Here is a 23,141-nt window from a genome sequence, read left to right on the forward strand (position 1 = left end):
GCAAAACAGTAGCGTGTTCGCCCTTGACTGACCGCGCACTCACCAGCGCAACACCTTGGCCGCATCGCGCATGAAAATCTCGATGGTTTTAGGCCCCACGCCTTCGAATTCGCCCAGGCGTTTTTCAAAGGCTTCACGGTCTTCGCTGGCACTGCGCATCCGCGTGATCCGACCGGCGTACTCAGCGTTCAATTTGGCACTCAGATCCAACAGGCGCTGCGCGGTGGTTTCGTCATAGCGCACGTAATGGGCACGTCCCAGCATCGTGACCAATTCCCGCGAGGTGCAATGCTGCAACTTGCGCGCAGTGTCGCGCCCCTCCTCCTCGACGATCACCTTGTACGCCTGCGCCGCAATCGGTGCCTGGATGCGCTTGCCCATCAGGAAACTTGCCACAAACCACTTGAACAGGCTGGCGTCATCGTCAGGCTTGAGTTCAATGCCCAACTCCGAGGCGCTGATAGCACGGGCCATGCTCAATGGCCCAGCTTGCGCTCGGCCTTGGCGGCCTGTTCGTTGATCGCATCCGTCTGGCGTTCGATGTCTTTGATCGAGGTGGGCGTGAGGACTTTATCGACGGTTTCGGTCTTCGGGTTCGGGCGTTCCAGGGTCTGGCCCTTGGCGGGTTTTTCCGAGCCGTTCTGAGCCTCTTCAGAGCTGATCGGCGCAGGGGTTTTGTCGGTGGTCATGGTCTATCTCCAAGTCATTGAAGGCCCACAAAAAAAACGCGGGCAGGTGTTCAGCAGAACTCAGTGAATTTGGATAGTTCAAGGAAATTGCGCGCGCCAACCGTCCAAGAAATAAGCGCAAATTAATTTAAACCTTTGCCTCCTGAGCCCAATCAACTCTCCCATATCCCCTCTTTCGTTCACCCATCAGGAGACACTCGATCATGAGTTCACACCTCAACGGCAAAAAGATTCTGGTCATCACGTCCAACACCGGCATCGAGCGTGACGAACTGCTCAAACCGTTGGAAGCATTGCGTGGCTATGGCGCGACGGTGACACACGGCTCCAGCGATGGCGGCACCACCCAAACCTTCGTCGGCGACACCGAGAAGGATCAGACCGTAGAGTCCGACGCCAAACTGTCCGAGCTCTCGGGTGCGGATTTCGATGCGCTGGTGATCCCCGGCGGCACAGTCAACGCCGACACCCTGCGTCAGGATACGACCGCTTTGAAGCTGATCAATGAGTTCGTCAAAGCGGGTAAAACCGTGGCGGCGATCTGTCACGGGCCGTGGGCGCTGATTGACGCCGGCGTGATCAAGGGCAAAACCCTCACCTCCTACAAAAGCGTGCGCATTGACCTGGAAAACGCCGGCGCTGCCGGGTGGGTCGATGCCGAGGTCAAGGAATGCCAGGCCAACGGTTGGACGTTGATTACGTCGCGCACGCCGGATGACCTGCCGGCATTCAACCAGGCGATTGCCAAGGCCGTCGCCGGTTGATAATGCCGCTGAACGAAAACAGGCGCCTCGATCGCGTAATGCCAGTCCGTTAAAACGTAGAAAGGGTAAAAAATAACCTGTGGCGAGGGAGCTCTCTCCCGTTGGACTGCGCAGCAGTCCCAGCCTTTTTAAACAAAGTGCTGGGGCCGCTTCGCGGCCCAACGGGAGCAAGCTCCCTCGCCACAGGTACAGTGTTTGCCCTTAACTGACTGGTATTAGCCTCGATGGCGCCTGTTTTTTTTCACTTATGGATTAACTCTTACGCTGCTCCGGCATCTCGCGTTTAGGCCCGAACATCGCCCAGGCGATCAGGCCAAGCAGCGGCACAAAGATCAGAATCACCAGCCACAGCCCCTTAGTCTCCCAGCCCCCGGTGCTGCGCAGGACGACATTGATTGCCCACAATTCCAATAGCAGCAGAATCACCGCCAAGCCGATCCAGATATATTGAATTTCCATGCTTCACCTCCTAGGTCGTATGCGTTAGGTCAAGCATCGGCGCCGAGGGTTCATTAAAATTTTCCGACGTGGTGGAATGCAACGCGTCTGGGGGCCGACCATGCAACCTGCACGACAGGCACTGTTGCTCATCATCGGTAGCCCATTGAATTACAAAACGATTTCAAAAAGCTCAAGTTGGTACAACTGATGCACTACTCCACTGGACGAGGCGTGCATGTCGACGCGCCCTGAGTTTTCCCGTGAGGTGTCACCCATGAATGCCATTGACCTGCTCAAAGCCGACCACGAACGCGTGAAGGCCCTGTTGACTCAATTGAGTGAGTCCACCGAGCGCGGGGTTAAAAAGCGCACTGAGCTGCTGGCCAAGCTCGAAGCGGAAATCAGCCTGCACACTAAGCTGGAAGAAGAAATCCTCTACCCGGCCTTCCGGAAGGCGGGCGGCAAGGAACAAGACATCATGTACCACGAGGCCAAGGAAGAGCACCGCACCGTCGACGCCCTGGTGCTGCCGGACCTGAAACAGACCGAGCCCTCGACAACCGAGTTTTCCGGCCGCGTCAAAGTGGTCAAGGAATTGCTCGAGCACCATATTGAAGAAGAGGAAACCGACATGTTCCCGCAGGCTAAAAAACTGCTGGGCAAGGTGTTGCTTGAAGAGTTGGGCGCTGAGATGGAAGCCATGAAAGCAGCGCATAAAAAGTCGCAGTCGACCAAGCCAATGGCGGCTTGATCGCGGCATGACCAGAGCCTGGAGCTTTCCAGGCTTTTGCTCCATCACGATAGGGGATTGCGTCATGAAGACCACATCGTCCCAAAGGATTTTGCTTATCGTCGGCCTGTCAGCCTTGCTCACCGGCCCTGCCCTCGCCGCCTTCGGCGATAACCCCGAGCCTGCCGCCAACGCCTTGAGCGGTGACAGCGCCGCCGGTTCCGCCCTGCCGCCGGGGACCTACCCCAGCAGCCCCTCCGACAGCGCCAAGAAAACCAAAGCGCCCGACAAGCAGCCGACCAAAACCGCTAAGCCTGTCGACCGCCAAAAAGCCCCCCAGGAAAAACCCCGTTCAGGCAGCTGATGCTTTAAAGGGAGAACCCTCGCCTCAGCGTTACTGTGCGCTTTTGATAGTTAATGGCTCAACGGCATCAGGCTCAGGCGCGAGTCCCCAGTCGCCGTGTTCGTACCAATCATCGCCGAGCATTTCCGCGGGATGCATGGTGCGGTCGGCGCCGTTGCCGCAGGCCAGGTCAGTCGCGGCACAGTAGCGGTCGCAGCCCCAGCAGATGCGCTCCGGGTGCTTGGGGTGCAGCGGAAAAGGCTTGGCCATGAACAGCTTCCCTGGCGGCGAACGGTCATCACACCCTACCCTCCCGTAGCCTGCGCGACCTTGACCGACATCAAGGTCGGCAAGCATGAAATATCGCCTGAACTTGACAAGAATCATTATTATTCACAGCAGACCTTCCTAGACTCGGGCTCTCTCCCTTCACACGTCAGGAAGCCTCCATGCGTACCCTCTCTTTACTGCCCATCGTCTTGTTGTTGAGCACCTCTGCGGCGCTCGCCAAGGAGTACCCGATCGGCGAGCCCCAACACTGCCCTGGGTTGGAGATCGGCGCGGTGTACCTGCAACCGATCGAGATGGAGCCCACCGGCATGATGCGCGCCACCGCTGATTCCGATGTGCACCTGGAAGCCGATGTGCGTGCCACGGCAGACAACGCCCAGGGTTTTCAGGAAGGCAGTTTCGTGCCTTACCTGAACCTGTCGTTCTCGCTGAAAAAGCAAGGCAGTGACACCCCCATCAAGGGCGACTTCCACGCCATGGTCGCCAACGACGGCCCGCACTACGGCGATAACGTCAAACTGCAAGGCCCCGGCCAATACACCCTCACCTTCAGCGTATTACCACCTGCCGGCCACCACTCACTGGGCCGCCACACCGACAAGGAAACCGGGGTCGCGCCCTGGTTCGAACGCTGCGAAGTGCACTACGCATTCGTCTACGCCGGTATCGGCAAGAAAGGCGGTTATTGATGCGCCGCGCCCTATTGCCGGGCTACCTGTTGCCGGGCTGCCTGATGCTGAGCGGCGTGGCCTTGGCGGCACCGTTGCCCAGCTATGAACTGACCCTGCAAGACGGTCATTTCAGCCCGCCGCAACTGGCGGTGAAGGCCGGTGAGCGCTTCAAGATCGTGCTGAAAAACTTCGGCCAAGGCCCGGCCGAATTCGAAAGCACACCGCTGCGCGTGGAGAAAGTCTTGTCGCCCGGCGTCACCACCTTTGTGGTGATCCACCCGCTCAAGCCGGGCGTGTACCCGTTCTTTGACGAATTCAACCCACAGTTGCCCGAAGGCAGCATCCTCGCCGAATAGGAGCCGTTGATGAACACGTCGATGTTTATTGTGTGGCGCGAAAGCGTTGAGGCGCTGTTGGTGATCGGGATTCTGCAAGCCTGGATCAGTTGCCAGCGCGGCCACTCACGCCTGGCGCGTTTCCTGTGGGCCGGGGTGCTGTTGGGGTTACTGGGCTCCGCCGGGTTGGCAGGGTTGATGTTATGGGCCGGTGAAGCCATGACCGGCCCCGAGGGGGAATGGCTGCAAGCGACACTCACGCTGGTCGCCAGCGGGTTGATGGTGCAGATGGTGTTCTGGATGCATCGCCATGGGCCCACGCTCAAACACCGACTGGTCAGCGAAGCCGATCAGCGTCTGGCCCACCACGGCGGCTGGGGGGTGATGCTACTGGCGCTGCTGGCGGTGAGCCGCGAAGGCAGTGAAACCGTAGTGTTCCTGTACGGCGCCGGCGCGCGCCTGCACAGCGAGGCGCTGGGCCTGTTCGCCCTCGGCGGTGTGCTGGGCCTGGTGTTGGCAGGGCTGACGGTGGTGCTGTTGCGCAGCACGCGTCGCTGGATGTCTTGGGCGCATTTTTTCGCCCTCAGCGAAGCCCTGCTGTTGCTGCTGGGCGGCGCCTTGCTGGTAGCCGCCGTGGACCGCATCAGCGGGCAATTGCTCGCCATGGACATGCCCGAATGGGTGTATTCGGCCTTCGGCGACAGCCGTTGGGACAGCAGCGCCCTGCTCAGTGACAGCCACGGCCTGGGCGCCCTGCTCGCCGATTTTGCCGGATACCGCGCGGCCCCCAGCCTGATCACCCTGCTGGTGCTGCTCGGCTACTGGCTGCTGGTAGGCAACGGCTTGCGCCGGTCTCGGCACGCGGCATGAGCTGGCTGCAGCAGCTGGGGGATGGCATGCGCCGCCATGCCCGATTGATCCGTGTCGTGCAATGGGCGGTGGTGCTGGTGTACGCCGTGCTGTTGGTGTTGCCGGTCTTGCTGCCGTTACCGGACAGCCAGGCGCGCATGGTGAACAACCTGACGTTGCTCGCACAGTTCATCTTCTGGGGGATCTGGTGGCCGTTTGTGTTGCTGTCCATGGTGTTTTTCGGGCGCTTGTGGTGCGGCGTGCTGTGCCCCGAAGGCGCATTGAGCGAATGGGCCAGCCAGCACGGACGTGGCCTGGGCATCCCGCGCTGGCTGCGCTGGGGCGGCTGGCCCACGCTGGGGTTTTGCCTGACCACCCTCTACGGTCAACTGATCAGCGTGTATGACTACGCCCAGGCCGCGCTGCTGATCCTCGGCGGCTCGACCGTGGCCGCCGTCGTCGTGGGCCTGCTGTTCATGCGCGGTAAACGTGTGTGGTGCCGCTACCTGTGCCCGGTGAGCGGCGTCTTCGCCTTGCTCGCTCGCCTGGCCCCGGTGCACTTCGCGGTGGATGAGCAACGCTGGAAAGCCAACACCGCGCCGCGCCTGCCCCTGCCCAACTGCGCACCGCTGCTGGACATCCGCCGCCTGCAAGGTGCAAGCGAGTGCCACGCCTGCGGCCGCTGCAGCGGGCAACGTGGCGCGGTGCAATTGATCGCCCGCTCGTGCAACCAGGAAATTCTCCAGGCGCGCCATCAACCGGGCTCGGCCTGGGATGTGCGCCTGCTGCTGTTCGGGGTGATCGGCTTGGCCATGGGCGCATTCCAATGGACCGTCAGCCCGTGGTTTATCGCCCTCAAGCAATACCTGGCCGAGTGGCTGGTCGATCGCGGCTGGCTGTGGGCGCTGCAAGACAACGCGCCTTGGTGGTTGCTCACGCATTATCCCCAACGCAATGACAGTTTCAGTTGGCTGGATGGGGGGTGCATTGTGGTGTATCTGGTGGGCAGCGCACTGGTGATTGGCGGCGGGTGCTGGCTGCTGTTACGGGCGGCGGCGCATTATGCGGGGGATCGCGCACTGTTTCGGCCCCTGGCATTGACGTTGACGCCCTTGGGTGGTGCGGGGTTGTTTTTGGGGTTGTCGGCGACCACGGTGAAGTTGTTGCGGTATGAAGGGTTGGGGTTGGCTTGGGTGCAGCCGGGTCGGGCGTTGCTGTTAGGCGCCTGCATCGGTTGGAGTGTGTGGTTGGCGTGGCGGCAGCTTGATGGCATGCCTCGATGGCGGGCTTGGGGGTGGGTGGTGATGGGGAATGGGTGGGTGGGGGGTGGATGGTGGTTGCAGTTTTGGGGATGGTGATTGGGCGGGGATCGAGTACATCTCCGTTATTTGGCTAACGGCGGGTCACTTTGGAACGGGGTGCCTAAGATCAAAAGCCAGATCAAAGCAGCCTGATATCCACCTGATGTATGAAAATCAAACTGTGGGAGGGGGCTTGCCCCCGATGGCGGCGTGTCAGCGAATACATCTGCAACTGCCCCACTGCTATCGGGAGCAAGCCCCCTCCCACAGTTAACCGAGATCGACAGCTGGCCGAACGCAGGCTTGAATCCGTGGCTAACCCGGCAGGACGCCGGCTTAGCCGTTACTTAAATAACGGATATGTATACAAATCGCTACACCTTAAACCGCCCCACCGTCTGATGCAGCGCCCCGGCCATCCCCGCCAAATCATGCCCCGCCGTCTCCGTATGCAACGCCCCCTGCAACACCTGCTGCGACAGGTTACGAATCCCCACCAGGTTGCGATCTACCTCCCGCGCCACCAGCGCCTGTTCCTCCGTGGCACTGGCAATCATCATATTGCGCTCGTTGATCTGCGAAATAGACCGCGTAATCTCATCCAACGCCTCCCCCGACCGCTGCGCCACGCCGAGGGTCGCCTGCACCCGCTCGCTGCTGCTGTGCATCGCCGCCACCGCATGCTCAGTGTCCTGACGGATATTCCCAATCATCTGCTCGATCTCCTGGGTCGACGCTTGGGTACGATGGGCCAGCGCGCGCACCTCATCGGCGACCACCGCAAACCCACGCCCGGCATCCCCGGCACGGGCCGCTTCGATGGCCGCGTTGAGGGCCAGCAGGTTAGTCTGGTCGGCAATGCTGCGGATCACTTCCAGCACACCGCTGATGTCTTGCACGCGGCCAGCCAGTTGCTGGATGCGCTCCGAGGTTTCCACCACGCCGGTGGCCAGGGTGTTGATCGATGCCACGGTTTCCTGCACCTGGGCGCGGCCGCGCTGGGCGGTTTGTTCCGACAGGCGTGACGCCTCGCTGGTGCTCACGGCATTACGCGCTACTTCATCCACGGCGGCGGTCATTTCGTTGACTGCCGTGGCCGCCTGTTCGATCTCTTGGCTCTGGGACTGCATGCTACTGCTGGTCTGGCTGCTGACCGCGCTCAACTCCTCGGAGGAGCTGGACACGCCGTCCACCGAGGCCGCGATATGCCGCACCATCTGGTTGAGGCTCTGCTGCATCAGGTGCAGGTTGCGCATCACGCTGCCTTCGGCGCTGTTGCCGACCGGCACCACAATGGTCAAGTCGCCCTGGGCGATATGGCTCAAGACGCGCGCGGCTTCGTCCGGCTCACCGCCCAAGGGGCGGATCACGCTACGCGTGACGATCACCGCAGCGGCCACCACCAGCACCAGGCACAACAGGAACAGCCCGATCATGTTGCGCCGGGCCTCGTCGTACAGCGCCTGCGCCGCCTGTTCGCGCTCGGCAAACAGACGGCCTTGCATCGCCATCAGGGCGTCCAGGCTCTTGAACACTTCAAGCTCGGCGGGCATCACCTGTTGCTTGAGCTGGGCCAGGCCCTGCTCGCGCGCGCCCTGTTTGATCAGCGCCTGCACCTGGGTAAAGGCGGCCACATAGGTTTCGCGATGGGCCTTCAAGTTGGCGTAGGCGGCTTTGCCTTCGGCCGTATCCAGCAGCGGTTCAAGGGTCGCGAACGCCTGGGTGATGCGTTGCCGGGTTGTGCCGATGGCGTCCTGGGCCTGTTGATTGTCCTGGTCGATCAGCAAGTCGCGGGTGTTGCGCCCGTTATCCCGCACACCGGTGGCGATCACCATGATCGGTGCAATTCTCGGCCAGTCCTGTTGCACGATTTGCTCGGATTGCTGCTTAAGCGTTGCCAGGTCGTGCAAGGCGTAAAACACCAAGCCGACCAGCGCCAACGGCGCAATCGCGAAACCGATGACAATGCGTTGTGCCGTGGTTAATTGCTTCATTCTGATATTCCCTGATGAAAACCTGCCCACCATGGGCAGCATCTATAAAAATCCGCTGGAGGGCGCTGGTCACCCTCGCAATACAAACGCGGGAAACAACTCGCGCAATCGGCCCCATAACTCCGGCAGCGCAGCCTGTGCCGGGGCACTGGGCAAGTGCGTATCGAGCATGCTGGCCGTGCGTACCATCTGCACCGCGAAACGCTGCACACCCATGGCCTGCAAACGTTGGGCCAGCAACAGCAGGCGCGGTGGGTCGATCAGGTGCCAATGCACCGTGGTGCGGCATTCGTACTCCACGCCGCTGGCCAATAAGGTGTCGAGGCTGCGCCAGTTGGCCACGCCACTGCCCTTGACCTGGGTGATCGATTGGCAGTCTTCGGCCAGGGCCTTCACGTCAAAGCCGACCCAGTCGGCGTGGCGCAAGGCATTGGCAAACCCCGCCGGCTTGATTCCGGCACTGTGCAGGCCGATGCGAAAACCCATCGCCCGCACTTCGTCCATGGCCGCCGGCAAGCCTTCCTGCAAGGTCGGCTCGCCACCGCTGAACACCACCGCGTCGAGCAGATCGCGGCGCCGTTGCAGAAACAGCAACACCCGGCGCCAATCCACCTCCGTGCTGGCGCGCGGCGGGATCAGGTCCGGGTTGTGGCAATAACGACACCGCCAGGCACAACCCTGGCAGAACAGCACACAGGCGAGCATGCCGGGGTAGTCGAGGGTGGTCAGGGGCACCAGTCCCCCGACCCGTAGTGCTCGACTCATTGGCGCCCGGCCACGGCGGCCGTTTCAGTGAAGTGCACACGCTCCTTGTGCTCGGACTGCTTGCCGGGGTTGAACGCGGACACCGGCCGGTGGTAACCCATCACCCGGGTCCAGACTTCGCAGCGCTGACGTTGTGGCTGGGATGCTTGCATGGTGAATCTCCTTACGGGTTGGAAAGTCGGTTCAGGACTGAGCGGCCAGTGCCAGCACGTCATCGCACTTGGGGCAAAACTCGTGCTCGCCGGCGAGGTAGCCGTGCACCGGGCAGATGGAAAACGTCGGCGTAATCGTCAGGTACGGCAGGCGGAAGCGCCCCAGCGCCTTGCGCACCAACTGCTTGCAGGCCTGGGCCGAGGAAATCTGCTCGGCCATGTACAGGTGCAACACCGTGCCGCCGGTGTATTTGCATTGCAGCTCGTCTTGCAGCTCCAGGGCTTCGAACGGGTCTTCGGTAAACCCCACCGGCAATTGCGACGAGTTGGTGTAGTACGGCGCGACGTCACTGCCGGCCTGCAGGATGTCCGGGTAGCGTTTGCGGTCTTCCTTGGCAAAGCGGTAAGTGGTGCCTTCGGCCGGCGTCGCCTCAAGGTTGTAGAGGTGGCCGGTGTCTTCCTGGAAGCGCAGTAACGTGGCGCGCACGTGGTCCAGCAACTTGAGGGCGAATGCGCGGCCCTCGACGGTGTGCATGCCCTGCTCGTCGCCGCTGAAGTTACGCAGCATCTCGTGCATGCCGTTGAGGCCGATGGTGGAGAAGTGATTGCGCAAAGTGCCCAGGTAACGCTTGGTGTAGGGGTAGAGGCCGGCGTCCATGTGGTGCTGGATCACCTTGCGCTTGACCTCCAGGCTTTCCATGGCCATTTCCATCAGGCTGTCCAAGCGTTGCAGCAAGCCCGAGGTGTCGCCCTTGAACAGGTAGCCCAGGCGCGCGCAGTTGATCGTCACCACACCCAGGGAGCCGGTTTGCTCGGCCGAGCCGAACAGGCCACCGCCGCGCTTGAGCAATTCGCGCACGTCCAACTGCAGGCGGCAGCACATGGAGCGCACCTGGTTGGGCTGCATATCGGAATTGAGGAAGTTCTGGAAATACGGCAGACCGTAGCGCGCGGTCATCTCGAACAGGCGGTCGGCGTTGTCGCTGTCCCAGGGGAAATCATGGGTGATGTTGTAGGTAGGAATCGGAAAGGTGAACACCCGGCCCTTGGCATCCCCGGCCTGCATGACTTCGATGTAGGCGCGGTTGATCAACTCCATTTCGGCTTGCAGGTCGCCATAGGCAAACGGCATTTCTTCGCCGCCGATCACCGGCACCTGCTCGCGCAAGTCTTCGGGGCACACCCAGTCGAAGGTCAGGTTGGTAAAGGGCGTCTGGGTGCCCCAGCGCGACGGCACGTTGAGGTTGTAGATGAACTCCTGCACCGCCTGGCGCACTTCGGGGTAACTCAGTTGGTCTTTGCGCACATAGGGCGCCAGGTAAGTGTCGAAGGAGCTGAACGCCTGGGCACCGGCCCATTCGTTTTGCAGGGTGCCGAGGAAGTTGACCATCTGCCCCAACGCACTGCTCAAGTGCTTGGGCGGCCCGGCCTCGACACGCCCCGGTACGCCGTTGAGGCCTTCGTGCAGCAGTGAGCGCAGCGACCAGCCGGCACAGTAGCCGGCGAGCATGTCCAGGTCATGGATATGCAAGTCCGCCTCGCGGTGTGCACGGCCGATCTGCTGGCTGTAGACCTCGTCCAGCCAGTAATTGGCGGTGACCTTGCCCGACACGTTCAGCACCAGGCCGCCGAGGGAATAGCCCTGGTTGGCGTTGGCCTGCACGCGCCAGTCTTCGCGGTCGAGGTATTCGTTCATCGAGGTGGCGACTTCTACCAGGGTCTTGCGATCGCGGCGCAGGCGGCCGTGTTGTTCGCGGTAGACGATGTAGGCGCGCATCGACAGGAAGTAGCCGGCGTCCATTAATACGCGTTCGACGCTGTCTTGGATTTGTTCGACGTCCAGGTGGTCGATGCCTCTGAGACGGGCGAGGACGGCGCCCAGTAGCAGGTCGGCTTCGGTGGCTTGGTATTCGCCGGTGGCGGTGCCGGCGGCGATCAGGGCCTGGCGGATTTTTTCGGCGTTGAAGGGGACTAGGCTGCCGTCGCGTTTGTGTAGGCGGGTGCTGGTTAGTGGGGTGAGCGTGGTTTGCATTTTTGGCTCCAAGCACTACATATAGATATTTTTTGGTAATTAAACACAACATGCAGTGATGCTACGGAGGATGGGGTGGGTAGCCCTTGACCGGGGTCAAGGTTTTTTGATTGGGGGGATATCCGTTATTTGGGGGGCTGATATCCACCTGATGTAGGGAGATCAAACTGTGGGAGGGGGCTTGCTCCCGACAGCAATGGGGCAGCCACAGCTGCGTCAACTGACACACTGCAATCGGGAGCAAGCCCCCTCCCACATTTAACCGAGATCGACAGTAAGAAACCGGTCGGTTCTAAGACGCCCCGTCAAACACGCTGGCCGGAATTCGACAGGGATTTTTGGGGGCCCCAATCACCCCCCACTCATACTCATAAACCGCACCACCTGCACCTCCCCCGCCCCCGTAAAATCATGCCCCACCGGCTTCCCCCGCAACGCCCGGTGCAACGCCTCAACCAACGGCCCATCCTCCACCGGATACCGCCGCAGCAACCCGCGAAAATCCAGCGCATCCTCCTGCCCCAAACACAGCAGCAACTGCCCCTCCACCGTCATCCTGACCCGATTACAGCTGCCACAAAAATTATGCGAATTAGGCGAAATAAACCCCACCCGCGTCCCCGGATGCCGCGCCAACCGCACATACCGCGCCGGCCCGCCGCTGTTTTCGGTGCTGTCGAGCAACACATGCTCGCGCGCAATCACCGCGCGCACTTCATCACTGGAGCAGAACGTCTCCCCCCGCGAACGCCCCACATCCCCCAGCGGCATTTCCTCGATAAAACTGATGTCGATGCCCTGCTCGATCGCGTACCGCACCAACCCCGGCACCTGATCGAAATTGCGCCCTTTCATCACCACGCAATTGAGTTTGACCCGCTCGAACCCCGCCTCCCGCGCCGCCTCGATACCGTCCAGCACCTGGCGCAGATCACCATTGCGGGTGATCGCGCGAAAGCGTCCAGGGTCCAGGCTGTCGAGGCTGATGTTCATGCGCTTGACCCCCGCTTCCACCAACGGCCGCGCCAAGCGCGCGAGCTGCGAGCCATTGCTAGTCATCACCAACTCACGCAACCCCGGCAGCGCCGCGATGTTGCGGCATAACCCGACAATGCCGGGACGAATCAGCGGCTCGCCACCCGTCAAGCGGATCTTGCGCACGCCCTGCCCCACAAACAGCCTGGCCAGGCGTTCCAGTTCTTCCAGGGTCAGCACCTGCTGGCGCGGCAGGAAGGTCATGTTTTTCGCCATGCAGTACACACAGCGGAAATCACACCGGTCGGTCACCGACAACCGCAGATAATCGATCGAACGCCCCACCCCATCCACCAGGCTCATGTCACTGCACCAACGGCGAGTCGGCGCCCTGCAGCGCGATGCCGCGAATGTCCGCCGCGCCGATCAGGGTTTGCAGGTACTGCACCAGTGCCTTCTGCCACACGCCCTGCTGCAACTGGGTACGGATCGCCACCGCGACCGCTTCGTAAGGCAACGGCTGGCCTTCGATGCGCTGGTCGACGCTGATCACGTGCCAGCCATAGCGGCTTTCCAGCGGTTTGCCGGCCAGGCCCGGCGCCAGGGTGAACAGCTGGCGCTCCAGCTCCGGTACGGTCTGGCCCTTGCTCACCTGGCCGAGCGAACCGCCCTGGGCCTTGGACGGGCACGCCGAGTACTTGAGGGCCAACTCGGCGAAGCTGCCCGGCGCTTGGGCCAGGCTCAGCAGCAGCACTTCCGCTTGCACCTGGGCCAGTTGCCGGGCCTCGGCATCGTCCGGCGCACACTCCAGCAGGATGTGCCGCACCGCCAGCAACGGCGCGCTGTGAAAGCGCCCACGGTTGTTCTCGAAATAGCGCACACAGGTGGCCTCGTCGCACTCGGGCACCTTGACCTCGCGCTCCAGCAGCAAGCGCGTGGCGGCCTCCTCTTCGTTCTCGCCGGCGGCGATCTCCACCGCCAGGCCCAGCTCAGCGATGCGCTGCTGCAACAGCTCGCGAATCACCAGCGCGCGGGCGGCCAGGTACACCGCCTCTTCGCGGCTGTCGGCCGGGTGATATTGCAACTCCAAGGCCATCGCCTCAGGCGTGACGGGCACGTCGTTGACGCTGATGATCGGCCATTCCTGTTCACTGCTGGCAATCAATTCGGGCGCCTTGAGTTCCTCGAAAGGCGCTTGGACAGCCACCTCGGCCATCACGGGTTCTTTGGCCGACGACCCACAACCGCCGCTGCCGCCATTCCCGCCACCACATCCGCATCCTGTTGTCATGACGCTCTCCTCACTACTTCTGCCGCACGATTTGATAACGACGCCCCAGGTACCAGATCGGCGCGCTGACCATGTGCACCAAGCGGGTAAACGGGAACAGCACAAACAGGGTCAAGCCCAGCGCCACATGCGCCTTGTAGATCAACGACACCGGCGCAATCGACGCTGCCGCTTCCACCGGCCGCAACAACACCACGTTCTGCGCCCAGTCGGCGAGCATCACCATCACCGAACCGTCCATGTGCCCGGTGGAGGCGACAATGGTCAGCAGTCCGAGCAGCAACTGTGCGAGCAACACCAGCAGGATCAGGATGTCCGACGGGCTTGAGGTGGCGCGCACGCGTGGGTCAGTCAAACGACGCTTGACCAGCATCAGCAGGCCCACCAGGCACAGCAGGCCGAAGAAACCGCCGGAGACCATCGCCAGCAACTGCTTGTTCTCAGTGCTGATCACATGGTGGTAGATCGATGCCGGCGTCAGCAGGCCGACAAAGTGCCCGGCCAGCACGAACAGCACGCCGATATGGAAGAAGTTGCTCGCCACGCGCATGCCGCGGTTGTTGAGCATCTGGCTGGAGCCGGCCTTCCAGGTGTACTGCGACAGGTCGAACCGCGCCCAACTGCCCAACAGGCAGATGGCCAGGGCCACATAGGGATACACCCCGAATACCAGCAAATTCCACTTAGACATTACCCACCTCCCCGGCGGGCGCTGCGGCCCGACCTTCTTGCTGAAAATCCACCCAGTGCAACGGCACCGCGCTTTCTTCGCGGGCCTTGCCCGGCGCACTCGGCAGCGAGCTGCAACGGTCCTGCTGCTCGGCCTGCATAAAGTCCACGGCTTCCTCTTCCCAGATTTTGTCCAGGGCTTCGAGGGAGTCGTCGCGCGGTTCGGCGGCGACCTGGGCACGCAGTTCGGCCACGGCCTGGTGCGGCTCGGCGCCGGCAATCTGCAACAGCGCACGGAAGCAACTGGCGTAGCCGCTCTCGCGCTCTTCCAGACGCGCGGCGAGCAAGGCCAACAGGTGCGCCACATCCGCCAGGCCCTCGCGGGCCTCGATGTCTTCGCGGGTGGAGAGAAACTCCAGGTACAGCGGGATATAGTCCGGCAGCTCCTTGACGCCGATGGCAAACCCGGCCTCCTCGTACTGGGCCATCATGTCGACCATCGCCTGGCCACGGTCGCGGGACTCGCCGTGCACGTGTTCAAACAACAACAGCGACAGCGAACGACCGCGGCCAAACAAGGCGCCGTAATGTTCCTGGCCGTCCATCAAGTCGTTGCCGCAGATCAGCTCCATCAACTCGAACAACGCACCGCGTTGCTTGGGGCTGATTTCCCGCGATTCGATAATCGCTTTTTCCAGCTCGTCGCGGCCGTTCACCAGGGTTTCGGTGGGGTAGTCCAGCAACAGCGAGATCACTTTAAGAATGCGCATGCTCAGTCCTCCCAGATTTGTACGGTTTTCAGCACGTCGCGGCGGTTGGCCTTCTTGGCGCCGAACATGTTGGTGTCGGAACTGCCACTGCAGCCGCTGCCGAAACTGAAACCACACCCGGAGCGCTCGGCGAACGCGTCGCTCATGGCGTCTTCACGGTGGGCGCTCGGTACCACGAAGCGGTCTTCGTAGTTGGCAATCGCCAGGTAGCGGTACATCTCCTCCACCTGTTCAACGCTCAAGCCGACGTCTTCCAGCACTTGCAGGTCCTGCACACCGTCCACTTGCTGGGAGCGTTTGTAGGCACGCATCGCCAGCAGGCGTTTGAGCGCACGCTTGACCGGTTTTTCATCACCGGCGGTGAGCATGTTGGCCAGGTAACGCAGGGGGATGCGCAGGCTGTCGACATCCGGGATCACCCCGTTCATGCCCACGGTGCCGGCCGCGGCGGCGTTCTGGATCGGCGACAGCGGCGGCACGTACCAAACCATCGGCAAGGTGCGGTATTCCGGGTGCAGCGGCAGGGCGAGTTTCCAATCCACAGCCATTTTGTACACTGGCGAACGCTGCGCGGAGTCGATCACCGACTGCGGCACGCCATCGGCCAGGGCCTGGCGAATCACTGCCGGGTCATTCGGGTCGAGGAAAATCTCCAGCTGTTTTTCGTACAGGTCATGCTCGTTGGCAGTGCTGGCGACTTCGCTGATACGGTCGGCGTCGTACAGCAACACACCGAGGTAGCGAATCCGGCCAACGCAGGTTTCGGCACACACGGTGGGCATGCCGGCTTCGATACGCGGGTAGCAGAAGATGCACTTCTCGGACTTGCCGCTCTTCCAGTTGAAGTAAATCTTTTTGTACGGGCAGCCGCTGATGCACATGCGCCAGCCCCGGCATTTCTCCTGGTCGATCAGTACGATGCCGTCTTCTTCACGCTTGTAGATCGCGCCACTCGGGCACGAGGCCGCGCACGCCGGGTTGAGGCAGTGCTCGCACAGACGCGGCAGGTACATCATGAAGGTGTTTTCGTACTCGCCGTAGATATCGGCCTGGATCTGGTCGAAGTTCTTGTCCTTGCGGCGCTTGGCGAACTCGGTGCCGAGGATTTCCTCCCAGTTGGGGCCCCACTCGATTTTCTGCATGCGCTTGCCCGACACCAGCGAGCGCGGGCGTGCGGTTGGCTGGTGTTCGCCCAACGGCGTGGTGTGCAGGTGCTGGTAGTCGAAGTCGAATGGCTCGTAGTAGTCGTCCAGGCTCGGCAAGTCAGGGTTGGCGAAGATGTTCGCCAACACGCGGAACTTGCCGCCGATGCGTGGGTTGATGCTGCCGTTGGCGTTGCGCACCCAACCGCCTTTCCACTTGTCCTGGTTCTCCCATTCTTTGGGGTAGCCGATACCGGGCTTGGATTCGACGTTGTTGAACCAGGCGTACTCCATGCCTTCACGGCTGGTCCAGACATTTTTGCAAGTGATCGAGCAGGTGTGGCAGCCGATGCATTTGTCCAGGTTCAGCACCATGCCGATCTGTGAGCGAATCTTCATCTCAGTTCTCCTCGATATCGGTCGGCAATGGGCGTGGCAGATCATCGCCAGCGGTGCCATCGAGCCAGTCGACCTTGGCCATCTTGCGCACCACGACAAACTCATCGCGGTTGCAACCGACCGTGCCGTAGTAGTTGAAACCGTAAGCCTGCTGGGCGTAGCCGCCGATCATGTGGGTCGGCTTGAGCACCACGCGGGTCACCGAGTTGTGGTGGCCGCCACGGGTCTTGGTGGTTTCCGAACCGGGCACGTTCACGATGCGTTCCTGGGCGTGGTACATCATCACCATGCCTTCCTTGACACGCTGGCTGACCACCGCACGGGCGGTGAGTGCGCCGTTGACGTTGAAGCATTCGATCCAGTCGTTGTCCTCGATCCCGGCGCGCTTGGCGTCGATTTCGGAGAGCCACACAATCGGGCCGCCACGGCTCAGGGTGAGCATCAGCAGGTTGTCGCTGTAGGTGCTGTGGATACCCCATTTCTGGTGCGGGGTGATCCAGTTCAGGACGATCTCGGTCTCGCCATTGCTGCGCTTGCCCTTCACGCCTTCAATGGTGCGGGTGTTGACCGGTGGCCGGTAGCTCATCAACTGCTCGCCGAACGCCTGCATCCACGGGTGATCCTGGTAGAACTGCTGGCGACCGGTGATGGTGCGCCATGGAATGTTTTCATGGACGTTGGTGTAGCCGGCGTTGTAGCTCACGTGCTCGTCTTCCAGGCCGGACCAGGTCGGGCTGGAGATGATCTTGCGCGGCTGCGCCTGGATATCGCGGAAGCGGATCGCTTCATGGGCCTTGGAGATCGCCAAATGGCTGTGGTCGATGCCGGTGAACTCCGACAGCGCGGCCCAGGCTTTCAAGGCGACCTTGCCGTTGGTTTCCGGGGCCAGCGACAGGATCACTTCAGCGGCGTCAATCGCCGTGTCGATTTTCGGCCGGCCGTGGCTGATGCCCGCATCGCTTTCGTGATGGTTCAGCTCGCCGAGGAACTCGACTTCTTCATCGGTGTTCCAGTTGATGCCCTTGCCGCCATTACCGAGTTTTTCCAGCATCGGGCCGAGGGACGAGAACTGCTTGTAGATGTTCGGGTAGTCGCGTTCCACCACCGCCATGTTCGGGGCGTTCTTGCCCGGTACCGGCGCCACACCGGCGCTTTTCCAGTCGGTGCCGCCGAAGGGCTGGGCCAGTTCACCGACGCTGTCATGCATCAACGGCACGGTGACCAGGTCTTGCTCGACGCCCAGGTGACCGACCGACATGGCCGAGAACGCCTTGGCGATGCCTTTGTAGATCTCCCAGTCGGAGCGCGATTCCCACGCCGGGTCGATGGCCGCCGAGAGTGGGTGGATGAACGGGTGCATGTCCGAGGTGTTCATGTCGTCTTTTTCGTACCAGGTCGCGGTCGGCAAGACGATGTCGGAATACACGCAGGTGGAGGACATGCGGAAATCCAGGGTGGTCACCAGGTCCAGCTTGCCGATGGCGCCGTCTTCGACCCATTCGGCCTCGGTCGGCTTGCATTCGGTGCTGTGGCCGATGTCTTCGTTCATCACGCCGTTCTTGGTGCCCAACAGGTACTTGAGCATGTACTCATGGCCCTTGCCCGAGGAACCGAGCAGGTTGGAGCGCCAGATAAACATGTTGCGCGGGAAGTTCACCGGGCTGTCCGGTTGTTCGCAGGCAAAGCGCAGGCTGCCGTCCTGCCAGGACTTGACCACGTAGTCTTTCGGCGTCATGCCGGCGGCCGCCGCGTCACGGCAGATGTGCAGCGGGTTGGTGTTGAGTTGCGGTGCACTCGGCAACCAGCCGGCGCGTTCGGCGCGGATGTTGTAGTCCAGGGCATGCTCCGGGAACTGCGACTTGTCGGCCAGTGGCGAGAGGATGTCGTGCATGCTCATCTTCTCGTGGCGCCATTGCGAACTGTGGCCGTAGAAGAAGCTGGTGCCGTTCATCTGGCGCGGCGGGCGGTTCCAGTCCAGGCCGAAGGCCAGGGGCAGCCAGCCGCACTGCGGGCGCAGTTTTTCCTGGCCGACGTAGTGGGCCCAGCCGCCGCCGGTCTGGCCGACGCAACCGCAGAGCATGAGCATATTGATCAGCCCGCGGTAGTTCATGTCCATGTGGTACCAGTGGTTCATCGCCGCGCCGACGATGATCATCGAGCGGCCCTTGGTCTTGTCGGCGTTGTCGGCGAACTCGCGGGCGATCTGGATGGCTTTCTCGCGGCTGACGCCGGTGATCGCTTCCTGCCACGCCGGGGTGCCCGGCACGCTGGCGTCGTCGTAGTCCTTGGCGACGTTGTTGCCGCCCAGGCCACGGTCGATGGCCAGGTTGGCGGCGGACAGGTCGAACACGGTTGCGACTTTGGCTACCGTGCCGTCGGCCAAGGTCACGCTGTGCACCGGCACACGACGGAACTGCACGGCATCGCCGGCCACGTGCTGGAAGTAATCGTGGGCTTCGCCGGCGAAATACGGGAAGGCCACTTCGGCGACGTCGTCACCGACCAGGCTGAGCTTAAGGTCAATCGCGCGGCCTTCACCGCCTTCTTTGGCGAGGATGTTCCACTTGCCCTTCTCGCCCCAGCGATAGCCAATGGCGCCCTGCGGCGAGACCAGTTCGCCGCTTTCGTCGAGGGCGATGGTTTTCCATTCCGGGTTGTTGTCCTGGCCGAGGTTGTCGACCAGGTCCGAAGCGCGCAGGAAGCGGTCCGGCTGGAAGCCTGCACCGGGTGCAAAACCGGTCATGGGCTTGAGCATCACCAGCACCGGCAAGTCGGTAAAGCGCTTGGCGTAGTCGGTGAAATAAGCGCTCGGTTTATCCAGGTGAAATTCCTTGAAGATCACATGGTTGAACGCCTGGGCCAACGCGGCATCGGTGCCCTGCTTGGGGTTGAGCCACAGGTCGGTGAGCTTGGCCACTTCCGAATAGTCCGGCGTGATCGCCACGGTCTTGGTGCCCTTGTAGCGCACCTCGGTGAAGAAATGCGCGTCCGGGGTGCGGGTCTGCGGAACGTTGGAGCCCCAGGCGATGATGTAGTTGGAGTTGTACCAGTCGGCCGATTCCGGCACGTCGGTCTGCTCGCCCCACACCATCGGCGAGGCTGGTGGCAGGTCGCAGTACCAGTCGTAGAAGCTCAGGCACACGCCGCCGATCAACGAGAGGTAACGCGAACCCGCTGCGTAGCTGACCATGGACATGGCCGGGATCGGCGAGAAGCCGACGATGCGGTCCGGGCCGTACTGCTTGATGGTGTAGACGTTGGAGGCGGCGATGATCTCATTCACCTCCTCCCAGTTGGAACGAATGAAGCCGCCCATGCCGCGCTTGCTCTTGTACGAGTCGGCCTTGACCTTGTCCTCGACAATGCTCGCCCACGCCTCGACGGGTGACAGGGTCAGGCGCGCTTCACGCCACAGCTTGAGCAACGGCTTGCGGATTTTCGGGTACTTGAGGCGGTTGGCGCTGTAGATGTACCAGCTGTAGCTGGCGCCACGCGGGCAGCCACGCGGTTCATGGTTGGGCAGGTCGTTGCGGGTGCGCGGGTAGTCGGTCTGCTGGGTTTCCCAGGTGATCAGGCCGTTCTTCACGTAGATCTTCCACGAGCACGAGCCGGTGCAGTTCACACCGTGGGTGGAGCGTACGATCTTGTCGTACTGCCAGCGCGAGCGGTAGACGTTTTCCCAGTCGCGGGACTCCTTGCGGGTCTCGCCGTGGCCTTCGGAGAACTCGTTTTGCTTGCGGTTGAAGAACCGCAGTTGATCCAGTAAATGACTCATGGTGCTTTCCTCATCAGGCGTGCCGTGGGGTGCGTTGCCCCGGCGAATTCAGGTCGATCAGCAGGGTGTGGCGCAGCCCTTGCGGGCGTACCACCACCAGGTCACGACGATGCAGCTCAGGTAGAAACCGACAAACATGTAGAACGCCATGGCCGGGCTGCCGGTAGCGGCCATGGAGGTGCCGAAGGACTTGGGAATGAAGAACGCACCGAACGCGCCCATGGCCGAGCTGAAGCCCAGCACCGCAGCGGATTCCTTGCCGGCGTTCTTGATCGCCTGTTCACGCTCGGCGGCGGATTTGCCGGCGCTGGCTTTCTCGTGCTGGGTGCGGAAGATCACCGGGATCATGCGGAAGGTGGAACCGTTGCCCACACCGGTGGTGATGAACAGCAACATGAACAGCCCGAGGAAGCCGTAGAAGTTGCCGCCCTGCCCGTTCTGCGGCAGGAAGTGCAGCACGCCGAACACCATCACGATCATCAGCACGAAGTTCCACAGGGTCACCCGCGCGCCGCCCATCTTGTCCGCCAGCCAGCCGCCGAGTGGACGTACCAGCGCGCCGACCAGCGGGCCGAGGAAGGCAAATTTCAGCGCGACCACGTCCGGGAACGAGGTCTTGATCAGCAGCGGGAACGCCGCCGAAAAACCGATGAATGAACCGAAGGTCGCCAGGTACAGCCAGCACATCAGCCAGTTGTGCTTGCGCTTGAAGATCACTGCCTGGTCACTGAACGACGCGCGGGCGCTGGACAGGTCATTCATGCCGAACCACGCGGCCACGGTGACGGTGAGGATGAACGGTACCCAGATGAAGCCGGCATTCTGCAGCCACAGTTGGCTACCGTCCGGCAGCGTTTGCGGTTGCCCACCCACCAGGCCGAACACGCCAAAGGTGATCACCAGCGGCACGCAGAATTGCATCACCGAGACCCCCAGGTTACCCAGGCCGGCGTTCAGGCCCAGCGCGGTGCCCTGCTGGGCCTTGGGGTAGAAAAAGCTAATGTTGGACATGCTGGAGGCGAAGTTGCCGCCGCCAAAACCGCAGAGCAAGGCGATCAACACAAACACGCTGTAGGGCGTGCCCGGGTCCTGCACCGCAAACCCCATCCACAGCGACGGCAGCAGCAAGGAGGCGGTGCTCAGGGCCGTCCAGCGGCGCCCGCCGAAGATCGGCACCATGAACGAGTAGAACACCCGCAAGGTGGCGCCGGACAAGCCGGGCAATGCAGCGAGCCAGAACAGTTGGTCGGTGGTGAAGCTGAAGCCGATGGCGTTGAGGCGCACGATCACGGTGCTCCACACCATCCAGACGGCGAAGGCCAGCAACAGCGCGGGGATCGAGATCCACAGGTTGCGGGTGGCGGTCTTCTTGCCGCTGGCGCCCCAGAAAGCGGGGTCCTCGGGGCGCCAGTCGTGGATCACCGGGCCCGAACCGGGCTTTTGCGCAATGGACATGATCATTCTCCTTGGAGAGCTTGCTTGCCGAGCAATGGCTGTTTGCGAATTTCACTGAAGTACATCCAGGCCAGGGACACCCAGACCACGCCGTACATCAACATGAAGCAGGAGGAACGCACGCCGGTGAGGTCCACCAGCGCGCCGAACAGGATCGGCAGCACAAAGCCGCCCAGGCCACCGGCCAGGCCGACGATGCCGGACACCGCGCCCATGTTTTGCGGGTAGTCATTGGCGATGTACTTGAACACCGAGGCCTTGCCGAACGCGAAGGCGATGCCCATCACAAACAGCAGCACAGTGAACAGCGTGGGGTTGAGGCCGATATGGAAATCAAGAGGACCGTTGACGGTCATCACCTGCAGTTGCGTCTGCGGATAGCTGAGCAGGAACAGGCACACCCAGCTCACCCACAACACCCACCAGGTCACGCTTTGCGCACCCCAGCGGTCGGACATCCAGCCGCCCACCGCCCGCAGCACGCCGCCGGGCAGCGAGAAACACGCGGCCAGCAGCGCGGCGCTTTGCAGGCTGAAGCCGTATTCCTGCACGTAGTACTTGGTCATCCATAACGCCAGGGCCACGTACCCACCGAACACAATCGAGTAGTACTGGCAGTAGCGCCACACGGCCGGGTCTTTCAGGCTCTGCAGTTGCTCGCGCAGGCTGGCGCCGCCGGCGCTGCGGTGCGCCTTGTTTTCGCTGGTGAGAAACCAGAACAGCAGCGCGGTGATAAACAGGATGGCGCCGAACACCTTGGGCACCAGGTGCCAGGTGCCGAGGGCGATCAGTGCCGGGGCGAGAAACTTGGTGACGGCCGCCCCCGCGTTACCGGCGCCGAACACGCCCATGGCGAAGCCCTGGTTATCTTTGTCGAACCATTTGGCGACGTAGGCGATGCCCACCGAAAACGAGCCGCCGGCCAGGCCGACAAACAGGCCCAGCACCAGGAACTGCCAATAGGCGGTGGCATAGGTGATCAGGTACAGCGGCAACACGCAGGCGAGCATCAGCAGGAAAAACACGATGCGCCCGCCAAAGCGGTCGGTGAGCAAGCCCAGTGGCAGGCGCACCAGGGAGCCGGTCAATACCGGCGTGGCGGCCAGCAGGCCGAACTGGGTTTCGTTGAGTTGCAGCAGCTCTTTGATGGGCACGCCGAGCACGGCGAACATCATCCACACCATAAAGCAGACGGTGAAAGCCAGGGTGCTCATGCCCAGCACCAGGCCTTGTCTCATACGGGGTTGAGTCACGGTAAGCGCTCCAGAAAGTGATTTCATGAGCGCAGGTTAGGGGCCAGACCCCCGT

Annotated in this window: 23 protein-coding genes; 7 read left to right on the forward strand and 16 right to left on the reverse strand. The window is 62.1% G+C overall.

Annotated elements, in window-relative coordinates; genetic code table 11:
• Positions 1–39 precede the first annotated feature (39 nt).
• Both ACI512_RS21750 and ACI512_RS21755 read right to left on the reverse strand, forming a co-directional pair.
• Entirely contained in the window at positions 40–474 is a 435-nt protein-coding gene (locus ACI512_RS21750; RefSeq protein ID WP_012724761.1) for a hypothetical protein, read from the reverse strand.
• Positions 475–476: 2 nt separating this feature from the next.
• Positions 477–689, reverse strand: a complete 213-nt coding sequence (locus ACI512_RS21755) for a hypothetical protein (RefSeq protein WP_236383113.1) — start codon at positions 687–689, stop codon at positions 477–479.
• A gap of 203 nt (positions 690–892) precedes the next feature.
• Between ACI512_RS21755 and ACI512_RS21760 the strand changes: the two genes are divergently transcribed.
• Complete coding sequence (locus ACI512_RS21760) at positions 893–1,453, forward strand: type 1 glutamine amidotransferase domain-containing protein (RefSeq protein ID WP_093541695.1); 561 nt, start codon at positions 893–895, stop codon at positions 1,451–1,453.
• 252 nt (positions 1,454–1,705) lie between these two features.
• On the opposite strand, the gene ACI512_RS21765 is transcribed toward ACI512_RS21760, so the two are convergent.
• Positions 1,706–1,912, reverse strand: a complete 207-nt coding sequence (locus ACI512_RS21765; RefSeq protein ID WP_012724764.1) for a PLDc N-terminal domain-containing protein — start codon at positions 1,910–1,912, stop codon at positions 1,706–1,708.
• A gap of 256 nt (positions 1,913–2,168) precedes the next feature.
• Between ACI512_RS21765 and ACI512_RS21770 the strand changes: the two genes are divergently transcribed.
• Positions 2,169–2,645, forward strand: coding sequence for a hemerythrin domain-containing protein (locus ACI512_RS21770; RefSeq protein ID WP_236383116.1), 477 nt, complete (start codon positions 2,169–2,171; stop codon positions 2,643–2,645).
• A gap of 64 nt (positions 2,646–2,709) precedes the next feature.
• Positions 2,710–2,988 carry a hypothetical protein gene (locus ACI512_RS21775; RefSeq protein WP_236383111.1) on the forward strand — a complete coding sequence of 93 codons (279 nt, stop codon included), beginning with the start codon at positions 2,710–2,712 and terminating at the stop codon, positions 2,986–2,988.
• Between the two features lie 30 nt (positions 2,989–3,018).
• Here ACI512_RS21775 and ACI512_RS21780 read toward each other — a convergent pair whose 3' ends face one another.
• Positions 3,019–3,237 carry a DUF3079 domain-containing protein gene (locus ACI512_RS21780; RefSeq protein WP_236383109.1) on the reverse strand — a complete coding sequence of 73 codons (219 nt, stop codon included), beginning with the start codon at positions 3,235–3,237 and terminating at the stop codon, positions 3,019–3,021.
• Between the two features lie 179 nt (positions 3,238–3,416).
• Here ACI512_RS21780 and ACI512_RS21785 point away from each other — a divergent pair, with 179 nt between their 5' ends.
• From ACI512_RS21785 to ACI512_RS21800, 4 genes are read left to right on the forward strand one after another with little or no spacing between them, the layout of a single operon-like run.
• Entirely contained in the window at positions 3,417–3,947 is a 531-nt protein-coding gene (locus tag ACI512_RS21785) for an iron transporter (RefSeq protein ID WP_064054558.1), read from the forward strand.
• A 44-nt stretch (positions 3,948–3,991) separates the two neighbouring features.
• Positions 3,992–4,285 (forward strand): cupredoxin domain-containing protein, encoded by a 294-nt coding sequence (locus tag ACI512_RS21790; RefSeq protein WP_405121905.1) that lies wholly within the window; start codon positions 3,992–3,994, stop codon positions 4,283–4,285.
• Positions 4,286–4,294: 9 nt separating this feature from the next.
• Positions 4,295–5,134: an FTR1 family protein gene (locus ACI512_RS21795; RefSeq protein WP_236383099.1), complete on the forward strand. Its 840-nt coding sequence runs from the start codon at positions 4,295–4,297 to the stop codon at positions 5,132–5,134.
• Positions 5,131–6,471: a 4Fe-4S binding protein gene (locus tag ACI512_RS21800; protein ID WP_405121332.1), complete on the forward strand. Its 1,341-nt coding sequence runs from the start codon at positions 5,131–5,133 to the stop codon at positions 6,469–6,471. Before ACI512_RS21795 ends, ACI512_RS21800 begins: the two co-directional genes overlap by 4 nt.
• 317 nt (positions 6,472–6,788) lie before the next feature.
• Here ACI512_RS21800 and ACI512_RS21805 read toward each other — a convergent pair whose 3' ends face one another.
• The 12 genes from ACI512_RS21805 to ACI512_RS21860 all read right to left on the reverse strand — a co-directional run bounded on the left by ACI512_RS21805 (position 6,789) and on the right by ACI512_RS21860 (position 23,086).
• Positions 6,789–8,408: a methyl-accepting chemotaxis protein gene (locus ACI512_RS21805; protein ID WP_236383742.1), complete on the reverse strand. Its 1,620-nt coding sequence runs from the start codon at positions 8,406–8,408 to the stop codon at positions 6,789–6,791.
• A 69-nt stretch (positions 8,409–8,477) separates the two neighbouring features.
• Positions 8,478–9,173: an anaerobic ribonucleoside-triphosphate reductase activating protein gene (locus ACI512_RS21810; protein WP_064054563.1), complete on the reverse strand. Its 696-nt coding sequence runs from the start codon at positions 9,171–9,173 to the stop codon at positions 8,478–8,480.
• Positions 9,170–9,325 carry an anaerobic ribonucleoside-triphosphate reductase gene (gene nrdD, locus ACI512_RS21815; protein WP_049712898.1) on the reverse strand — a complete coding sequence of 52 codons (156 nt, stop codon included), beginning with the start codon at positions 9,323–9,325 and terminating at the stop codon, positions 9,170–9,172. Before nrdD ends, ACI512_RS21810 begins: the two co-directional genes overlap by 4 nt.
• A gap of 31 nt (positions 9,326–9,356) precedes the next feature.
• Positions 9,357–11,357, reverse strand: a complete 2,001-nt coding sequence (locus ACI512_RS21820) for a ribonucleoside triphosphate reductase (RefSeq protein ID WP_064054564.1) — start codon at positions 11,355–11,357, stop codon at positions 9,357–9,359.
• Positions 11,358–11,708: 351 nt separating this feature from the next.
• Positions 11,709–12,695 carry a GTP 3',8-cyclase MoaA gene (gene moaA / locus ACI512_RS21825; protein ID WP_231808712.1) on the reverse strand — a complete coding sequence of 329 codons (987 nt, stop codon included), beginning with the start codon at positions 12,693–12,695 and terminating at the stop codon, positions 11,709–11,711.
• A 1-nt stretch (position 12,696) separates the two neighbouring features.
• On the reverse strand, positions 12,697–13,623 hold the full coding sequence (locus ACI512_RS21830) for a peptidylprolyl isomerase (RefSeq protein WP_236383850.1): 927 nt from the start codon (positions 13,621–13,623) through the stop codon (positions 12,697–12,699).
• Positions 13,624–13,636: 13 nt separating this feature from the next.
• Entirely contained in the window at positions 13,637–14,314 is a 678-nt protein-coding gene (gene narI / locus ACI512_RS21835) for a respiratory nitrate reductase subunit gamma (protein WP_231808713.1), read from the reverse strand.
• Entirely contained in the window at positions 14,307–15,062 is a 756-nt protein-coding gene (gene narJ, locus ACI512_RS21840; RefSeq protein WP_064054568.1) for a nitrate reductase molybdenum cofactor assembly chaperone, read from the reverse strand. Before narJ ends, narI begins: the two co-directional genes overlap by 8 nt.
• 2 nt (positions 15,063–15,064) lie before the next feature.
• Positions 15,065–16,603, reverse strand: a complete 1,539-nt coding sequence (gene narH, locus ACI512_RS21845) for a nitrate reductase subunit beta (RefSeq protein ID WP_236383231.1) — start codon at positions 16,601–16,603, stop codon at positions 15,065–15,067.
• A gap of 1 nt (position 16,604) precedes the next feature.
• The gene (locus ACI512_RS21850) at positions 16,605–20,378 is read right to left on the reverse strand and encodes a nitrate reductase subunit alpha (RefSeq protein ID WP_236383229.1); all 3,774 of its coding nucleotides are present in this window, start codon (positions 20,376–20,378) and stop codon (positions 16,605–16,607) included.
• 57 nt (positions 20,379–20,435) lie between these two features.
• Complete coding sequence (locus ACI512_RS21855) at positions 20,436–21,833, reverse strand: NarK family nitrate/nitrite MFS transporter (protein ID WP_064054571.1); 1,398 nt, start codon at positions 21,831–21,833, stop codon at positions 20,436–20,438.
• A 2-nt stretch (positions 21,834–21,835) separates the two neighbouring features.
• Positions 21,836–23,086, reverse strand: coding sequence for a nitrate/nitrite transporter (locus ACI512_RS21860; RefSeq protein ID WP_064054572.1), 1,251 nt, complete (start codon positions 23,084–23,086; stop codon positions 21,836–21,838).
• Positions 23,087–23,141 lie beyond the last annotated feature (55 nt).

Origin of the sequence: Pseudomonas petroselini, assembly GCF_045037875.1 — a bacterium.
GTDB classification, from domain to species: Bacteria; Pseudomonadota; Gammaproteobacteria; order Pseudomonadales; family Pseudomonadaceae; genus Aquipseudomonas; species Aquipseudomonas petroselini.

Coding starts and splice junctions, on each gene's coding strand:
- ACI512_RS21795 (WP_236383099.1), top strand. CDS start 4,295: ATGAACACGTCGATGTTTATTGTGTGGCGCGAAAGCGTTGAGGCGCTG.
- ACI512_RS21785 (WP_064054558.1), top strand. CDS start 3,417: ATGCGTACCCTCTCTTTACTGCCCATCGTCTTGTTGTTGAGCACCTCT.
- narH (WP_236383231.1), bottom strand. CDS start 16,603: ATGAAGATTCGCTCACAGATCGGCATGGTGCTGAACCTGGACAAATGC.
- ACI512_RS21805 (WP_236383742.1), bottom strand. CDS start 8,408: ATGAAGCAATTAACCACGGCACAACGCATTGTCATCGGTTTCGCGATT.
- ACI512_RS21760 (WP_093541695.1), top strand. CDS start 893: ATGAGTTCACACCTCAACGGCAAAAAGATTCTGGTCATCACGTCCAAC.
- ACI512_RS21765 (WP_012724764.1), bottom strand. CDS start 1,912: ATGGAAATTCAATATATCTGGATCGGCTTGGCGGTGATTCTGCTGCTA.
- ACI512_RS21780 (WP_236383109.1), bottom strand. CDS start 3,237: ATGGCCAAGCCTTTTCCGCTGCACCCCAAGCACCCGGAGCGCATCTGC.
- ACI512_RS21800 (WP_405121332.1), top strand. CDS start 5,131: ATGAGCTGGCTGCAGCAGCTGGGGGATGGCATGCGCCGCCATGCCCGA.
- ACI512_RS21850 (WP_236383229.1), bottom strand. CDS start 20,378: ATGAGTCATTTACTGGATCAACTGCGGTTCTTCAACCGCAAGCAAAAC.
- narI (WP_231808713.1), bottom strand. CDS start 14,314: ATGTCTAAGTGGAATTTGCTGGTATTCGGGGTGTATCCCTATGTGGCC.
- ACI512_RS21750 (WP_012724761.1), bottom strand. CDS start 474: ATGGCCCGTGCTATCAGCGCCTCGGAGTTGGGCATTGAACTCAAGCCT.
- ACI512_RS21790 (WP_405121905.1), top strand. CDS start 3,992: ATGCTGAGCGGCGTGGCCTTGGCGGCACCGTTGCCCAGCTATGAACTG.
- ACI512_RS21855 (WP_064054571.1), bottom strand. CDS start 21,833: ATGTCCATTGCGCAAAAGCCCGGTTCGGGCCCGGTGATCCACGACTGG.
- nrdD (WP_049712898.1), bottom strand. CDS start 9,325: ATGCAAGCATCCCAGCCACAACGTCAGCGCTGCGAAGTCTGGACCCGG.
- ACI512_RS21810 (WP_064054563.1), bottom strand. CDS start 9,173: ATGAGTCGAGCACTACGGGTCGGGGGACTGGTGCCCCTGACCACCCTC.
- ACI512_RS21830 (WP_236383850.1), bottom strand. CDS start 13,623: ATGACAACAGGATGCGGATGTGGTGGCGGGAATGGCGGCAGCGGCGGT.
- ACI512_RS21755 (WP_236383113.1), bottom strand. CDS start 689: ATGACCACCGACAAAACCCCTGCGCCGATCAGCTCTGAAGAGGCTCAG.
- ACI512_RS21820 (WP_064054564.1), bottom strand. CDS start 11,357: ATGCAAACCACGCTCACCCCACTAACCAGCACCCGCCTACACAAACGC.
- moaA (WP_231808712.1), bottom strand. CDS start 12,695: ATGAGCCTGGTGGATGGGGTGGGGCGTTCGATCGATTATCTGCGGTTG.
- ACI512_RS21775 (WP_236383111.1), top strand. CDS start 2,710: ATGAAGACCACATCGTCCCAAAGGATTTTGCTTATCGTCGGCCTGTCA.
- narJ (WP_064054568.1), bottom strand. CDS start 15,062: ATGCGCATTCTTAAAGTGATCTCGCTGTTGCTGGACTACCCCACCGAA.
- ACI512_RS21770 (WP_236383116.1), top strand. CDS start 2,169: ATGAATGCCATTGACCTGCTCAAAGCCGACCACGAACGCGTGAAGGCC.